The sequence below is a fragment of the Clostridium sp. genome (assembly GCF_016650035.1).
In the GTDB taxonomy this organism is placed as follows: Bacteria; Bacillota; Clostridia; order Clostridiales; family Clostridiaceae; genus Clostridium_AD.
In genome coordinates this window covers 1-15,358 of the sequence record NZ_JAENWM010000028.1, presented here as the reverse complement: position 1 = coordinate 15,358, position 15,358 = coordinate 1, and the positions used below count along the sequence as shown (strand labels likewise).

The 15,358-nt window shown below is 32.0% G+C and carries 16 protein-coding genes and 1 pseudogene; 4 read left to right on the top strand and 13 right to left on the bottom strand.

The genetic code is table 11. The annotated features are described in order from the left end of the window. Positions 1–51 precede the first annotated feature (51 nt). The 4 genes from JJD95_RS08605 to JJD95_RS08590 all read right to left on the bottom strand — a co-directional run bounded on the left by JJD95_RS08605 (position 52) and on the right by JJD95_RS08590 (position 3,995). Entirely contained in the window at positions 52–1,110 is a 1,059-nt protein-coding gene (locus JJD95_RS08605; RefSeq protein WP_291642366.1) for an aldose epimerase family protein, read from the bottom strand. 255 nt (positions 1,111–1,365) lie between these two features. Then, complete coding sequence (locus JJD95_RS08600) at positions 1,366–1,809, bottom strand: hypothetical protein (protein ID WP_291642364.1); 444 nt, start codon at positions 1,807–1,809, stop codon at positions 1,366–1,368. Positions 1,810–1,912: 103 nt separating this feature from the next. After that, positions 1,913–3,307, bottom strand: a complete 1,395-nt coding sequence (locus JJD95_RS08595; protein ID WP_291642362.1) for a HAMP domain-containing sensor histidine kinase — start codon at positions 3,305–3,307, stop codon at positions 1,913–1,915. After that, a complete protein-coding gene (locus JJD95_RS08590) occupies positions 3,288–3,995 on the bottom strand; it encodes a response regulator transcription factor (RefSeq protein WP_291642360.1) in 708 nt (235 codons plus the stop codon). Before JJD95_RS08590 ends, JJD95_RS08595 begins: the two co-directional genes overlap by 20 nt. A gap of 224 nt (positions 3,996–4,219) precedes the next feature. On the opposite strand from JJD95_RS08590, the gene JJD95_RS08585 reads away from it, so the two are divergent. Beyond that, a complete protein-coding gene (locus JJD95_RS08585) occupies positions 4,220–4,369 on the top strand; it encodes a hypothetical protein (protein WP_291642358.1) in 150 nt (49 codons plus the stop codon). Positions 4,370–4,518: 149 nt separating this feature from the next. Here JJD95_RS08585 and JJD95_RS08580 read toward each other — a convergent pair whose 3' ends face one another. After that, complete coding sequence (locus tag JJD95_RS08580; RefSeq protein WP_291642355.1) at positions 4,519–5,946, bottom strand: alpha-amylase; 1,428 nt, start codon at positions 5,944–5,946, stop codon at positions 4,519–4,521. A gap of 613 nt (positions 5,947–6,559) precedes the next feature. Here JJD95_RS08580 and JJD95_RS08575 point away from each other — a divergent pair. From JJD95_RS08575 to JJD95_RS08565, 3 genes are all read left to right on the top strand, one after another. Next, positions 6,560–7,156 carry an HAD family phosphatase gene (locus JJD95_RS08575; RefSeq protein ID WP_291642353.1) on the top strand — a complete coding sequence of 199 codons (597 nt, stop codon included), beginning with the start codon at positions 6,560–6,562 and terminating at the stop codon, positions 7,154–7,156. A 141-nt stretch (positions 7,157–7,297) separates the two neighbouring features. Beyond that, positions 7,298–7,468, top strand: coding sequence for an aspartyl-phosphate phosphatase Spo0E family protein (locus JJD95_RS08570; RefSeq protein ID WP_291642351.1), 171 nt, complete (start codon positions 7,298–7,300; stop codon positions 7,466–7,468). A gap of 17 nt (positions 7,469–7,485) precedes the next feature. Next, positions 7,486–7,860 (top strand): YopX family protein, encoded by a 375-nt coding sequence (locus JJD95_RS08565; RefSeq protein WP_291642349.1) that lies wholly within the window; start codon positions 7,486–7,488, stop codon positions 7,858–7,860. Positions 7,861–7,910: 50 nt separating this feature from the next. Here the strand turns inward: JJD95_RS08565 and JJD95_RS08560 are convergent, their stop codons facing one another. The 8 genes and pseudogenes from JJD95_RS08560 to JJD95_RS08525 form a co-directional block, all read right to left on the bottom strand. Further along, positions 7,911–8,699 carry an ABC transporter permease gene (locus tag JJD95_RS08560; RefSeq protein ID WP_291642347.1) on the bottom strand — a complete coding sequence of 263 codons (789 nt, stop codon included), beginning with the start codon at positions 8,697–8,699 and terminating at the stop codon, positions 7,911–7,913. Then, complete coding sequence (locus JJD95_RS08555) at positions 8,696–9,571, bottom strand: ABC transporter permease (RefSeq protein ID WP_291642345.1); 876 nt, start codon at positions 9,569–9,571, stop codon at positions 8,696–8,698. Before JJD95_RS08555 ends, JJD95_RS08560 begins: the two co-directional genes overlap by 4 nt. After that, positions 9,571–10,803, bottom strand: a complete 1,233-nt coding sequence (locus tag JJD95_RS08550; RefSeq protein WP_291642342.1) for an ABC transporter substrate-binding protein — start codon at positions 10,801–10,803, stop codon at positions 9,571–9,573. Before JJD95_RS08550 ends, JJD95_RS08555 begins: the two co-directional genes overlap by 1 nt. Continuing rightward, on the bottom strand, positions 10,793–11,404 hold the full coding sequence (locus JJD95_RS08545; protein WP_291642340.1) for a CDP-alcohol phosphatidyltransferase family protein: 612 nt from the start codon (positions 11,402–11,404) through the stop codon (positions 10,793–10,795). Before JJD95_RS08545 ends, JJD95_RS08550 begins: the two co-directional genes overlap by 11 nt. Before the next feature lie 67 nt (positions 11,405–11,471). Then, complete coding sequence (locus JJD95_RS08540) at positions 11,472–12,890, bottom strand: FAD-dependent oxidoreductase (protein WP_291642338.1); 1,419 nt, start codon at positions 12,888–12,890, stop codon at positions 11,472–11,474. Between the two features lie 578 nt (positions 12,891–13,468). Then, positions 13,469–13,882: a hypothetical protein gene (locus JJD95_RS08535; RefSeq protein ID WP_291642337.1), complete on the bottom strand. Its 414-nt coding sequence runs from the start codon at positions 13,880–13,882 to the stop codon at positions 13,469–13,471. A gap of 46 nt (positions 13,883–13,928) precedes the next feature. Further along, positions 13,929–14,798, bottom strand: coding sequence for a transposase (locus JJD95_RS08530; protein ID WP_291642335.1), 870 nt, complete (start codon positions 14,796–14,798; stop codon positions 13,929–13,931). Positions 14,799–14,918: 120 nt separating this feature from the next. Beyond that, positions 14,919–15,215 (bottom strand): annotated as a pseudogene (locus JJD95_RS08525) (helicase-related protein); the annotation flags it as partial. Positions 15,216–15,358: the final 143 nt, after the last annotated feature.

Sequence of the window (15,358 nt, the reverse complement as noted above, 5' to 3'; positions counted from 1 at the left end):
ACATAATATTATAACATAATAATTAAAATTCAGTTGCGAAAATCATCTCTATTATCTAGTTGAAAATTTATAAATTGTAGTATGCTTATATTCTTCACATGCTTTGAGTATTGGAGATGGAAAATTCTTATGCTTTAAAGAATTAGGAAAAAATTGAGTTTCTAAACATACCGCATTTCTTTTTTTATAAATTTGCCCAGCTTTTCCTGATTTAATACTATTTAGATTGTTAGAAGTATACAGCTGAACCCCTGGCATTGTAGTGTATACTTCCATAAGTCTACCCGTTTTTTCTTCATATAGTTCAGCAAATTTTTGTGGAGTTTTTCCATTAACCTTTAATATAAAATTATGATCATAACCACCACCATATTTAATTTGTTGGTTTTCTGCTATTAACCCAGCTCCAACTGTCTTCATGGTAGTAAAATCAAATGGAGTATTAATTACTGAACTAATTTCTCCAGTTGGTATACACTCATCATTTATAATAGTGAAATTGTCAGCATCTATCATAAGCTCATGAGATAGAATATCTAAATCTCCCTGTCCTAATAAATTAAAATACGAGTGATTTGTTAAATTAACTACTGTATCCTTATCAGAAACAGCAAAATATTCTATTTTCAGTTCATTGTCTTTTGTCAAAGTATAAACAACCTTCACCTTAACCTCTCCTGGAAACCCCTCTTCGCCATCCGCACTTATATATGTAAGTTCTAAAGATTCTTCTTTATTTTGTTTTATAATATCAGCTTTCCATACTACTTTATCAAAGCCTACAAAGCCTCCGTGTATTAAATGATTTCCATTATTTTTACTTAAGTTATATTCTACTCCATCTAATTCAATGCTAGCGTTCTCAATTCTATTAGCGTACCGCCCTATAATTGCCCCAAAATTATTAATATTATGGAAATAATCCTCTAATTTATCATAACCTAAAACCACATCCGCGAAATCTCCAAACCGATCTGGAACTTTAATTGAAACAACTATACCACCAAGGTTAGTTATTTGCACTTCTAGACCTTTTGAATTATTCAAAGTAAAAATATCAATAGGATTTCCATCTTTTGTATTACCGTATAAGTCCTTTTTAATACTCATATATGCATCCTCATTTCAAAATTTATTACTTAAGCTTTTATTACAGGTTATTTTTTAGTATCATTAACATAAATTGATGTAGCTATCCCTTGTATGGATACGATTCCATTATACCACTTTTGATAAATATTTCCACATGATTACCTAAAACAAATTCTCAAATTAATCCTATTAGTTTTCCTAATTAACATATAGATAGTAATAAATCCCATAGAATATAAATTCTATGGGATTTATTACTATCAAATTATTGTTTTATTGTACCATTCCAGCACCATTACCCTGTCCAGATCCTTTTCCCATTCCTTGACCTCTACCCTGACCAAATCCTGCACCGTTCATTTTACCTATTCCAGCACTACCTGTTCCATCGCAAGTTTCTTGGTTTGTCACAATAGAATTGTAAATTTCATCTGCTGCTTCCTGAGTTAAGTTACCATCCTTTACTCTTTGGTCAAGAACTTGTTTTTTCTGCAAAAGACTCTCTGCTTTAAACTCCTCTAGCTTTCCTGCTTCACTAGCAATTGTTCCATAAGTTTTCCCGGCGGTTCTTTCTGTTGTAACTTCCTCTACTGTTTTTCCTGTTAATCCAGCTGCTACTTCCGCTGGAGTCTTTGCAGCAACAGCAGCAAAAACAACACCCGTACTAAGTACTGTTACCACTGCAAGGGATAGAACCATTTTTTTGATATTTTTCATATAAAACACTCTCCTCATAATTTTTTTTATTTACCTTCTATCTTTAGTATAATGGTAAGTTGTGATAGAAGTATGATAAAATGACGACCTAATTGTGAAACTTTTAAATTTCAAACCAAAACATAGTCCCTTTTCCTTTTGTGCTCTCTACTCCGTATGGAAAACCATGTGATTCAAGAATAGTTTTTACAATAGTAAGTCCAAGACCAGTACCTGTGTATTTTATTCCTTCCACTTTATCTGTTTTATAAAATCTATCCCAAATATGCTTTAAGTCTTCTTCAGATATTCCTATTCCATTGTCCACAACTTCAATTTTTAGATTTTTTTCATTTTCTATTGCCTTTATAATTATATGTCCAGACCTCTGCGTATGATTAAATGCATTATTTACAATGTTGTGCATAACCTGTTCTAACCTAATTTCATCCGCTTCTACTATTACATCTACACGATTTTCAAGTACTATATCCACCGAGGTTTTCTCACTTAAAATCTGAAATTTCACTATAACTCTTTCTAAAAGCTCATTAATATTAAATTGAGTTTTATTCAAATTAACATATCCCGCCTGTATTTGAGATAAGTTAAGAATGTCATCAACTATTTTAGAAAGCCTCTCTGATTCCTCTATAATAATATTCAGCTGTTTGTCTCGCTTCTGTGCAACATTTCCTGTAACATCTCTAATTGTCTCGGCATAGCCAAGAATAATGCTTATGGGTGTCCGTAATTCGTGGGATACATTAGCAATCAAGTCCTTTCTCAATTGTTCAATTTTCGAAAGTTCTTCCCCCATATAATTAATAGTTAACGCTAGTCTACCAATTTCATCCCTGCTGTTTGATTTAATCTTCACAGAAAAATTACCTGAAGCCATTTCTTCTGAGACTTTTGTAATTTCAAGTATAGGTCTCGTAAAACTCCTAGATAAAAAATATGCGAATATTATTGCTGTGAAAAGAAGAATTAATGTGATGTAAAATAACTGTACTTTAAGTATTGCAGCTGTATCCTTTACCGGTGCTAAAGGCAAGCTTATAAGAAGCCCCCCATTAACTTCGCCTTGCACTTTGAGGGGTAATCCAATAAGTATAAATGTATTCTGGAATTTAGGATGTATTAAAGATAAAGTTATTTCCTTGCCTTGTTTAATCTCATTAATAGCCTCAATCCTTGAATTATTCATCATCATCATAGGCATACTAGAAGTGCCCCCATTTGGGGCTACACTATAACGTGTATCTCCCTTTGAATCCACAAACTCGACGTTAGAACTTGTTTCATTAGCAAAGGTCTCAAAAGTGGTTTCAATATCTTTCCCCGAGTCCACATCTAACCCCTCAAGAATAGCGTAGCCTTTGCTTTTCATATCTGAAATTTTTATTGATGTATAAAACTTTTCTAAAAATACAATTTGGAAAAGCCATAGCATAACAAGCATTATAAGCACAAGAGCTATCATACCTGACCATAATTTAAGACCTATGCTTTTCATTTTTTCCACCCACCTCAAATTTATATCCTGTTCCCCAAACTGTAACAATAAATTTCCTATATTCTTTTATACTTTCACGTAGCATCTTTATATGTGTATCTACAGTTCTGTCATCACCAAAAAAATCGTAACCCCAAACCTCATTAAGCAATTGTTCTCTAGAAAATACTCTATTGGGATTACCTACAAAAAAAGTTAGCAAACTATATTCTTTAGGCGTAAGTGTAACTAATTTATCATTTACATAAGTATTTCTTGAATCAAGGTCTATAACAAGTCCATCAAAAGTAATTGTAGTTTCTTTTTTAGCTTCATCTGCATATGAGCTTCTTCTTATTATTGCTTTCATACGTGCAAGAAGTTCCTTAGGACTAAAAGGTTTAATTATGTAATCATCTACCCCAAGTTCAAATCCGAAAAGCTTATCATATTCTTCTCCCCTTGCAGTAAGCATAATTACAGGAACATTTGATGTTGTGCGAATCTTCCTGCACACACTCCAGCCGTCTATTTTGGGCATCATAACATCTAATATAATCAATGAATATTTATGCTGTGAAAACAGCTCCAAAGCTTGCACACCATCAGCTGCTTCATCTATATCATATCCCTCTAAACTGGTATATTCTTTTATCATATCTCGTATTCGTTCCTCATCATCAACTAGAAGTATTCTTTCATTTCCCATACAAAACCACCTCTTTCTTATAATTCCTATTATACTATAATTTACACCAACATAATTGACTTTATATCTTTATTATAACCAACAATTGTGTTCGAAGTGTGATATATTAAATATAACAGCGGTTTAAATAATAATTATTTGTTAATAACTATTGCTATTAGGATGAATTAGGGTTATAGTATAGTAAATGAAGTAACAATTTTTAAAAAGGGAGAGGATATATAATGAAAGATAAAAAACTAACTCCGGAGGAAATATCAAAGATAGAAAAAGAAAAACTTGAACAAGCAAAAAAAATAGCAAATTTCATACCACCTCCATCAGATTCAGAGTTTGATATTTGTGGACCTTTAGATTGCGACAAGCAACTTTAAATAATATAGAAAAAAATAATCTCTTTACCTTATATAAAGGTAAAGAGATTATTTTTTTTAAACTAAGATAATGGAATTTACTTTTATTTAGATGAAAACAATAAATTTTATTCAGATATATAGATATGGAATAAATCAAAAAACTTCTTTTATATAATACACCAAACTGAATATGAATTTCCATTAACATTGAAATTACCTCTACCATCCTCAGCAATCTTAATTTCTCCAGCAATATTGCAAGTTATATCTACAAAGGTTTTACCTGAAAATTTTTCTCCAACAAACATCTTCTTAAAACCACCATTATTTGAATTAGAAATTAAAGAAGCTAGTCCATTTTCTCTAGTCCATCCAACAACATGTGCATCATCAAAATAATCATGCTGCCACCCATAAGCAAAATCTTTTCTAGCCTTTAATAATTTATCTAATTCATCTTTTAATGGAGCTATGTTATTGCTTGGCAATCCATAATAATCTCCAAAGAAAACACAAGGTATCCCTTCTTGTCTTGTTAAAATGAAAGTATATGCTTGCAGTTTAAATGAATTGTCTACCCAAGACTCAAGAGCTTGTCCAGGTTGGGTATCATGATTATCCACAAATGTAACTGAATTTTGAGGATAACAACTTATTAAGGTATTTGACATTAACCCCCTTAAATCATAGCTTTCTTTTCCATTTGCTGCTGAAAAAAAGTTATAATGTAGTGGTACATCAAAAATATTAAATATATGGTCTGTATTCTCAACATACTTTTTTAAAACATTTAAATCACCACTCCAATATTCACCTACTGTAAAAATCTCTTTTTTTGTAATTCTTCTTATATCATTTATCCACTTTGTAAAAAACTCATACTTTATATGTTTTATTGCATCTAACCTAAATCCATCAAGATTTGCTATTTCACTGTACCATAATCCCCACCTTAAGAGCTCTTCATAAACTACAGGTGAATTAAAATCTAAATCTGTAAACATAAGATAATCATAGTTTCCGTTTTGTGTATCCACATCTGAATTCCAGCCCTTACCATTCGAAACAAACTCATATATGGCACTTTCTTTTTTATTCTCATCCCAATCTACCCCATCAAAATGTTCAGAGCTCCACTTAAAATCAGAGTACTTATTATTCCTTCCAGGGAATGTAAATACAGTCCAAGCCTTTATATCATATTCTCCAGATATTTTATTATTTCGATTTTTCGGATCCACTTTAACTACTTTTACCCATTCAGTCTCATCTGCTCCCCCCTTCTGGTTAACAACTATGTCTGCTAATACCTGAATGTTATTTTTGTGAGCCTCTTCTATTGCTTCTATGTATTGATATTTTGTTCCATATTTAGTTCTAACAGTCGACTTTTGATCAAATTCACCAAGATCATATAAGTCATATGCACCATAGCCTGTATCATTAACTCCTCCTGACCCTTTATATGCTGGTGGTAGCCAAAGTGTATTTATACCCGCTTCACTTAATTCCTTACTATGTTCTTTTAAAAAGTTCCAGTGCCCACCATCCGCGGGTAGATACCATTCGAAAAATTGCATTATAGTTCTATTCATTTAAGTCAACTCCTTTTACTTGTCAATTGACAATTTAAGTGCTAATTTAATATTTACCCTTCTATATTATACAACTTTTTATACAAAAAATTTATAGTAGCCAATTTATACATAAAATATAAATTGGCTACTAAGCAAACCCTAATTCAATTTTCATTTCACTAATATTAATCTTTCCCTTCCATTGCAGTTCTACCAATTACATTAACACTAATCTTAAATCATTTTAGTTGACTATAATTAAAACAATTGGGATACCGTACTTATTTCTTGAATCTTGAATCTTGAATCTTGAATCTTGAATCTTGAATCTTAAACTTTTTCAAACCCTTACAACTTCTTAAATCAAAAATCATTTTATAACCTAGATTTGTGAATTAGGATTTGCGGGAAGAATTTTCTTCTTCTTGTGTATATAATACCATAGAAAAACAAGGTTGTAAAGATATATTTTGAATATTCAGAAAATATTTTTATGCAATTTAAGAATCAATTATATTCCTTCTCTTTTAAAAATTGATTTAATCTTAAATTTATATTAGAATGTAATTAATAGCTTGTACTGCTTATTCAAATAAGTCAAAGCAAATAAATTATTAAAAGGAGGACCTAAATGGTTAAAAACATAATTTTCGATATTGGAAATGTATTATTACAATTTAAACCTGTAGATTACCTTAAAGTAATTTTTAATGATGATAAAATTGAAACCCTTGTTTATAAAGAAGTTTTTCAAAGTAAGGAGTGGATTCATCTGGATAGAGGAACATTAACTCAAGATGAGGCTCTAAAAGCAATATCACAAAGAAACCCTAATTACAAAGTACATATTAAGAAATGCATGGATAATTGGATAGACATACTTACACCTATTGAAGGTACAGTACAAATTGTGAATGGACTAAAAAAAAATGGTTATAAACTATATCTCCTTTCGAATTTTCATTCATTAGCCTTTGAAAATATTTGTTCAAAGTATGATTTTTTTAAATATTTTGATGGAAGCATAATATCCTATAAAGAAAATCTTCTAAAGCCTGAAACCGAAATATATACTAAACTTTTAGATACCTATGGTCTAAAGGCGAAAGAATGTTTATTTATAGATGATACCTTGTTAAATATAGAGGTAGCAGATAGACTTGGTTTTAATACCATTCATTTTGACAATTACGAAACATTGAAAGAAGACATACATAAATTTATTTAAATTCCCCCCTTTGGTGCCACCCACGTGGCAAGTGGCAAGTTTGTTTTTTTTAAATCCCCCCTTAAAATCTTGTTTTTTAACGTATATAAAAGGGTATAGTTATATTCTAAGAATCATTACAATTGAGAAAGGAATAATATAGTGAATAATGTTATACTTGAAACAGAAGTACTTAGAGAAAAATTAGAAAACCTTATTACGTTAAAAGGCATAACTCATATTGAAGTATTAAAATTAAGTCGAAAATTAGACAAATATATATTAATGTATTATTCAGAAAAGCCATATAACGAAATATATACTAATAAATAGAAAGGCTGGTACATTAAATGAGACAATTAAAATTTAGAGCTTGGGAAAGTAGCAAACATCAGATGCATAAACTACAAGGCATGACTTTTGATGCAAAAAGTTCCATTCCATCTGACCTAAAGCTTCCTGGTTTACCTTGGAGACCCCTTCAAGAATATGAATTGCTACAATGGGTATATTTATCCGATAAAAATGGAGTTGACGTATACGAAGGCGATTATATTGAAATTTCATCCATTATTTACAACGTAGTTTGGGATGAAATCATAGTGAATTTTCAACTTCAAGAGTTAAAAAGCACTTCAACTCGTAGTATTATGGATGTAACACTAGGAGATATAGTTGGGAATAAATTTGAAAATAAAGATTTAAACAATAAATCCTCTTTCTAATTTCTTTTATCATTCTATTTTGCACCCCTTCAATTTTGCATTATTCTATCTTATTCAAATAAATAATTCTCAATCTTATTCTTTTTATGGGATAAAAAATCTGCAATAAAAAACACAGATATATTAATTAAAATAAATATCACTCCTAAAACCGCTGCATTTCCCGTATCACCGCTACTTATATACGGATACAGCATAGAAGATAAGGTCTGCACATTGCCTCCCCCTATTAGAAAGGTTGAAAAATATTCTGAGAAGGAAATAAGAAATCCAATAGAAAAAGATAGATATATTCCAGGAGCTAAAAGCGGAAGTAATATCTTTGAGTATATCTTTGTTTGCTTGCATCCCATGGTTCTGGCTACATTCTCCATATCGGGGTTAATGCCCTTGAAAAAGGATATAAAAATATTTGTAGAATAAGGCACGCAGATAAGCATATGAGTAAGTACTACCCCAGTAAAGCTATTAATCAAATGGAGTTTTATCATCATCAAATGAACACCCATAAACAGCGCGATGGAGGGTATAAATAGTGGCGTCGAAAAAAATATTTTTATAAATCTATCCCCAAAAAATTTATATTTAACTATTGCCCTCGCTGTCATTATTCCTACTAGTGTAGCCATCAATGCAGTTAGCGTTCCAATGACAATACTATTTAATACACTTAAATATAACTGAGAATTTCCCAGTATAGTGTTTTTCCACAATCCCAGGGTGAATTTTTCTGGAAACAAAAGTGGATATCGGTAGTATGAAAAAATAGAAAGTAGCAATACCAGCATCATAGGAAATAAAATAATAATGGCTGTTAGCAGTAAAATTAATTTCTTCATGACCTCCTCCCCTTAATCAAAATTTTTAATATCATAGCATATACACCTACAATTGTGATTCCAAGTATAAGCAGAATTACGTTCATTGCCATGCCTTTTGGAAGCACACTGAGATCAGGATTAATGAACAAGCTATAAAGTCTTGATGACAGAGATACTGGTGAAATGCTTCCTAACAGATATGGGACCTCAAAGGAGCCTAGTGCATATGCAAATACAATACAGGATGACCATATTATTGCTCCGCAGCTTAGAGGCATATAAATTTTGCGTAGAATAGTGAGTCCACTAGCACTCAAAGATTTTGCAACATCTTCATATGTGCTGCTGATTTTGGACATGACATTAAGTACAAATAACGCTATAAAGGGTGTCCCTTTGAAAACATACACCCATATTATACCCAGTCCCCTCCTGTCAAAAATAAGTTCTGGAAAGCTTTTCAACTCCTTAAGTACTCCTATATTGTACATAAGCCTAGAAACAAATCCTGTTTGACTTAAAGTTAGCATTGCTAGAAAAACCACATACAGATAGGGAATAATCATGCCCATTTGCAAGGTTTTCTTAACTATAACCTTGACATGTGAATTTCTTGAGGTAACAAAACAGTAGGCAATGATGATTCCAAGAAAAGTAGATAGAATTGTCGCCGTGCCAGCTATATAGATAGAGTACATCATATCTCTAAGGAAGCCATTTTGCCTAAAAATTTCACTGTAGCTATCCAGGTTAAAAGTATTAAATCCTAAAACAGGAATATAACCCATACTTTCCTTTACAGTTTCTATAAGTCCACCACCAATAAGCAGAATATACAGTATCAAAATAGGTGATAAAAGTGCATAGGGTGTAATCCTCTTAAAATGCATTATTTCCCTCCAATTTCGCTTATCCATATTTCCTTGATCCAGTCGATATATTGGGATTTCATTTCTGGAAGTCTATGCTGCGATAGTTCTTTAATAGAAAGTCTACCCGGACCCGCCTCTGCAGCTTTAAGTTCCGTATTTTGATCATCACTTAGCTTGCTTACATCTACGGCTGGCATATCTCCCCAGACTTTTGTTTTCAATTTTTCTATTTGAGCTTTTGGACTTTGCAGAAAATCAATTACAAGTAGTGCAGCTGCCTTGTTTGGCGAATTATAAGGCACCGCAAGGTAATGCGAATTTCCTATAGTTCCTGTATCAAAAACAAAGCTTTTTACTGTTTCCGGATATTCGCCTTTTTTTACAAGCCCTGCGGTTTTACCTATTTCAAAGCCCATAGTCATGTCAATTTCACCATTTTTGAAAAGTTCATCCTGCTGGGCCTGAGTTGCTGGTAATGCCTTTCCTTCTCTCCACAAATACTTGTTCATTTCCTTAAAGTAAGCAACTACTGGCTTTGAAATCTGTTGGAACTCATCCTTAGACATATCCTCTTGGAAAACACCGCTTTTTCCCGTAAGCTCATAGTAGGCAGTCCTTACAAAGGAAACTCCTACAAAATCATCGGGAATCTTTGGATAAGTAAATTTACCTGGATTCTTTTTAACCCACTGCATTAATTCCTTGAAGCTTTTTGGTGGGTCAGGAACTACTTTAGAATCATAAGTCAATACAAGTTGCGCCCTACCCCAGATGGCTTCAGATCCTTCTATAGGAATACCAGTATCAAACTTTAGGTCATCTGCATTATCATCATAATACTTCTTTAGATTTGGTAAAAGTTCAGTGAAGGGTCCCCATATAAGCCCGCCTTGCTTAGCAGTCCTAAAATTTTCTCCGTTAATCCATAGCAGATCTGCTGTCCCTTGATTTACGCTACCTTTTTTCTCATTTAGAAGTTTTGTGATAAACTCAGGTGCATTCATAGGCACCCTTTTAAGTGTTATTCCGTACATGTCCTTCACATTTTGAGTAACAAAGCCGTCCATGTATTTGTTGATGCTATCATTCCCCCCCCACATTAAAATCGTGGCTTCTTTGTTTTTACCTTGATTCTCTACATTTTCCCATGAAGTGAATTTTTCCTGGGTACTACTTAAGGATTTATTGGAAGAACACCCTGAAAGCATGACAAGAACAAGGAATATTACTGAAATTTTTCTAATTCTCATGGTTTTCTCTCCCTGATGTTTTACTATATTTAATTACTTTGTGAAATCTTATAATTCCTGTGAAAAATATAATACCGTTGAATAGCATAAGTATTATGGTGATGTGATTTGTAAATATTAACATTAGTGAAAACACTATAAATGTTTCAGTCCGTTCTGCTATTCCAGTATCATAATGCATGCTTTTTTCAGAAGCATTCTTAAATAATGCTCCAGCTACAATGAATGTTGTAAAATTGAAAATTACTGAAATATAGAACAAAATGTAGGCAATGTAATTTGCGGGAGCAAGGATGGTGAAGCCAAGAATAATAAAAGCTTCTACCATCCTGTCAAAAATAAGATCCATGTAAGCTCCTTGCGGGGAAGATTTGCCTGTAAGCCTTGCAACACTTCCATCTAGAGCATCCAAAAGACCGGAAATCCATAATAAAATTAGGGCTACTATGGGTTTATTAAATCCTATAAATATAGCCGAAAACAAACCTATAGCAAAAGCTACTATTGTTATGGCATTGGGTTTGATTTTTAAACTAACTAAAATTCTCGCCAGAAAATTAAACATAGGCTCAAATCTTCCACGCCATCTAGTATCAATCATTTTAACGCCACCTTTTAAACAATTCTTATAACAATGGAACCATAAATATCCTTTGTAAGAGTTCCATTTATCTTAAAAAAATTAATTTTATAAGTTTATTCTGCCACTCTTTAAATGAGTTTTTTAAAACCTTCAGAGATGCAAACTTAAAAATTTCTGCTTCTGTTGGGTAAGAAAATATCATGTTCAGATAGGTTGTTGCCTTTAGTTTTTTCTTAATTGCCAAGGTAGCTAAAGGAATTGTCTCCCCAGCTTTTTCTCCTACCAATGTAGCCCCAATTATTTTTCCTGTCTTTCCCAAGATAAGTTTTAAAAACCCAATTCTATCATTTTCTGTTTTAGCTCTATCTATTTCATCAAGAGGAACTACAATAGCTTCTCCAAATAGTCCTATTTTTTTTGCCATAGGCTCTGTATATCCCACATGTGCCACTTCCGGCTTAGTATATGTTGTCCAGGGTACTGCGGAATAATCAACCTTTGAACCAAGGTGAAAAATAATATTTCTAATTACAATACCTGCTTGATATCCTGCCATATGTGTAAATTGATAAGGACCTGCTGCATCTCCACAAGCATATATATTATTTATATTTGTTTGAAGTTTCTTGTTAACTACAACAAAACCTCTTTCAGTTAATTCTACTTTAGCTTTTTCAAGTCCCAGTCCGTAGGTAACAGGTCTTCTTCCTAATGATACAAGTATATTATCCCCAGTTATTTCCTGGATTTTACCTCCCCTTTCAATTACCACAGTTATATTTTCACTACTCTTTTTAACCTCTATAATTTTTGATTCTAACTTTAAATCAATTCCATCCTCAATGAATACCTTTTCCATTAAAGGGCCAACCTGTGCATCATCTTTTCCAAACAAACTAGTGTTCCTATCAATAATTGTTACTTTTGAACCTAGGTGTCTAAAACCCTGACCTAGCTCTAGACCTATTGGTCCACCACCTAGAATGACTAGATGTTTTGGTAATTTTTTTAATTCAAATATATTTCTGTTAGTTAAATATGAGACATCTTCTAATCCTTTAATTTTAGGAACAACTGGTTCAGATCCAGTAGCAATAACAATAGATTTTGAAGTAATTATTCTTTTTCCTACTTTAATAGTATGTCTATCTATCAGTTCTCCCTGCCCAGTGATTACATCCACTCCAAGACTTTCATATCTTTCTCTTGAATCATGTGGCTCTATTTCCTTTATCACAGATTTTACTCTTTCCATTATATCAGCTAAATCCACTTCCTTTATAGTAGATTCCAAGCCAAACTTCTTTGATTCTCTTATATCCTTCGCTAAATGAGCGCACTTTAAAAATGCCTTACTTGGCACGCAGCCAGCATTAAGACAATCCCCACCCATCTTTTCTCTTTCAATAAGCGCAACCTTTGCACCAAGGGTTGCTGCCCCAGAAGCCACAACGAGTCCTGCACTTCCCGCTCCAATAACAATAATATGATAATCATACTTCATGATTTATACTCTCCTTATAATTTTGTCCATTTATTTTTTAATGATTCACCTAATATAGTGCCAACTCTATAGACATGTGTCCATAATTGCTTTTACAGTTTTACTAGTTATCATATCTTTTCTTACGCCAATTCCAAGTATCATAATATACCTTCTTCCACTGAATTGTTTTTACCTTGACCCAAACACTTTTGACACTTCAATTAATGATTCTGCTTTCATATTTGGTTTAAATGATAAGGTTTCTTTATTAAGAAATATACTTACCATAAGATTACACTACAATATCATTATATAGTCATCATCTCATAAACACCAGTAATAGTATGTGAAATACCTTACATACGCTTTAATTTCTTATTAAGATAATGAATATATGAAATCCTTGTAGAAATTTACTTTATAGCAAGAATTAGATTTTCACATAATATAATAGTGAGTAAAATTTTAAGTAGAGGTGTAATAATGGAGTATGGTCCCATGTATAGAACGGAAGAAGCGTAAAAACAATGACCAATACTGTTGCCGCAGTATTGGTCATTGTTAGTTAATTTTGCATTTCAACGTTAATTTATAGATTACTCCACTTGCGTTATAAGTCTCCTCATAACATCTCTTAATTTCACTTCAAAAATATCTTCAGGGGCTATGATTATAACTAATTTTATTGTATTATCCGATTTATCCCATTCGTAAGATTTAATATCCATAATAGCACCATCTGGAACATATTCTTCAATGTCCATTGCTATTTCTTCCGCCAGTGAAAGATATTCTTCAAATAATTCATCTTCTGTTAATTCATTTATGTTACAGTCTTCTTCCATTAAGTCATTTAAGGCATTTATTGTTACACTTAAATTGAAAGCTAATGTGTCATCTCTCTTTGAACCTTTACTCATGTCTTTAAGAACTTTAAATTCGGTGTTCCCTTCAATTGTTTTTTTTAACTCATTGCTGTCTATCATTTCATTGTTAAATTCTACGTACATATTTATATCTCCTTTTAGTGCCACCCACGTGGCAAGTGGCATCTTTTTATATTATTTTATTTCTAGTTATCAACTTACTTATAGTTGAAGGTGCTGCATTAAGGAAATCTGCTATTTCTTTCAAAGAATAACATTGTTCTAACGCACCTTTTATAATTCCAATCTTGATGGGCGTAAATACGGGTTTCCTATTTCCATTTCTAATACCAAGAAGCTCACTTTCATCAACATTTAGATTCATAATTATTTCATCTAAAGTAGTACGATTTAATTTCTCTAAAGTACAGTTTTCTTTGTTACTATTTAAAAATGGTGTTTCTTTGATATTTAATTCTTGCTTTATTATTGCATAATCTTTGTCATTATCATTTTCATAACCTATTGAACCAACCAGTTTTAAATATTTTTCAACAGCCGATTTTCTTGAATTTCCTAGCATACTTAATATAAAATCTATATTAACATGAGATTTCACGTAATTATTATAAAAATAATGACTACTCCATCTATATTCATTTATATCATTACATATATGTGCCTTCACAGGATTTCTATGGATATACCGTAAAAGCCAGATTAAATAAGCGTCTGTCTCAACTAATTTACATTTATATCTACTATCAAATGCATGTCCTGTTCTATCTAATTTTTCATTTACATATTTACCCAATAGATTATTAATGAAAAACATAATAGTACTTATATCTGTCTTATTAGTCTTTATTAAAAAATGATAATGATTATCCATAATCACATATGCAAGAAGCTCATAGTCAAATTTCTTATTATACTCTTTTAGATATTTCAAAATGAAAGTTTTTATATTATCATCTTCAAATATAAACTCTTTGTTATTTCCTCTCTGATAAATGTGATAAACTGCACCTTCATATATAACCATGTTCTTCCTTGGCATTTTAGTTCACTCCCATATACTTTTTATCTAAAATATTAACATCTAGACAAAAAAATATACACTGATGCAAGTGATAAATTACAACTTGCCACTTGCCACTTGCCACGTGGGTGGCACCACTTAAAATCTGAAAAGATCGAGCAGTTCCCCTTTTGTAAGTTTTCCTAAAACATTACTATTTTTAAGTTCCCCTGTAATTACACTGTCTATTAAATCTTTTTTATCCTCTTGAAGAAGAATTATTTTTTCTTCTATGGTTCCCTTTGCTACTAACTTAATTACTTCTACTACATTTCTCTGGCCAATCCTATGAGCTCTATCGGTTGCTTGCTCCTCTACTGCAGGATTCCACCAAGGGTCAAAATGAATAACTAGATTTGCCGAGGTTAAGTTAAGACCTGTTCCCCCTGCCTTTAATGGAGCTTTCACGGAAACTCCTTAGCTCCTGTGATTACTCATTTTTAGCATCATTAATTTTTGTTGATTCCCCCACTTTTTTCGCATAAAACACTTGACAAGTCTGTAAAATTTTGCGGTCCTCCTCCTAAAGACATGTTTTA

Excerpts from the sequence above, each read along its gene's own strand:
- JJD95_RS08605 (WP_291642366.1), bottom strand. The coding sequence starts at position 1,110 with ATGAGTATTAAAAAGGACTTATACGGTAATACAAAAGATGGAAATCCT.
- JJD95_RS08600 (WP_291642364.1), bottom strand. The coding sequence starts at position 1,809 with ATGAAAAATATCAAAAAAATGGTTCTATCCCTTGCAGTGGTAACAGTA.
- JJD95_RS08595 (WP_291642362.1), bottom strand. The coding sequence starts at position 3,307 with ATGAAAAGCATAGGTCTTAAATTATGGTCAGGTATGATAGCTCTTGTG.
- JJD95_RS08590 (WP_291642360.1), bottom strand. The coding sequence starts at position 3,995 with ATGGGAAATGAAAGAATACTTCTAGTTGATGATGAGGAACGAATACGA.
- JJD95_RS08585 (WP_291642358.1), top strand. The coding sequence starts at position 4,220 with ATGAAAGATAAAAAACTAACTCCGGAGGAAATATCAAAGATAGAAAAA.
- JJD95_RS08580 (WP_291642355.1), bottom strand. The coding sequence starts at position 5,946 with ATGAATAGAACTATAATGCAATTTTTCGAATGGTATCTACCCGCGGAT.
- JJD95_RS08575 (WP_291642353.1), top strand. The coding sequence starts at position 6,560 with ATGGTTAAAAACATAATTTTCGATATTGGAAATGTATTATTACAATTT.
- JJD95_RS08565 (WP_291642349.1), top strand. The coding sequence starts at position 7,486 with ATGAGACAATTAAAATTTAGAGCTTGGGAAAGTAGCAAACATCAGATG.
- JJD95_RS08560 (WP_291642347.1), bottom strand. The coding sequence starts at position 8,699 with ATGAAGAAATTAATTTTACTGCTAACAGCCATTATTATTTTATTTCCT.
- JJD95_RS08555 (WP_291642345.1), bottom strand. The coding sequence starts at position 9,571 with ATGCATTTTAAGAGGATTACACCCTATGCACTTTTATCACCTATTTTG.
- JJD95_RS08550 (WP_291642342.1), bottom strand. The coding sequence starts at position 10,803 with ATGAGAATTAGAAAAATTTCAGTAATATTCCTTGTTCTTGTCATGCTT.
- JJD95_RS08545 (WP_291642340.1), bottom strand. The coding sequence starts at position 11,404 with ATGATTGATACTAGATGGCGTGGAAGATTTGAGCCTATGTTTAATTTT.
- JJD95_RS08540 (WP_291642338.1), bottom strand. The coding sequence starts at position 12,890 with ATGAAGTATGATTATCATATTATTGTTATTGGAGCGGGAAGTGCAGGA.
- JJD95_RS08535 (WP_291642337.1), bottom strand. The coding sequence starts at position 13,882 with ATGTACGTAGAATTTAACAATGAAATGATAGACAGCAATGAGTTAAAA.
- JJD95_RS08530 (WP_291642335.1), bottom strand. The coding sequence starts at position 14,798 with ATGCCAAGGAAGAACATGGTTATATATGAAGGTGCAGTTTATCACATT.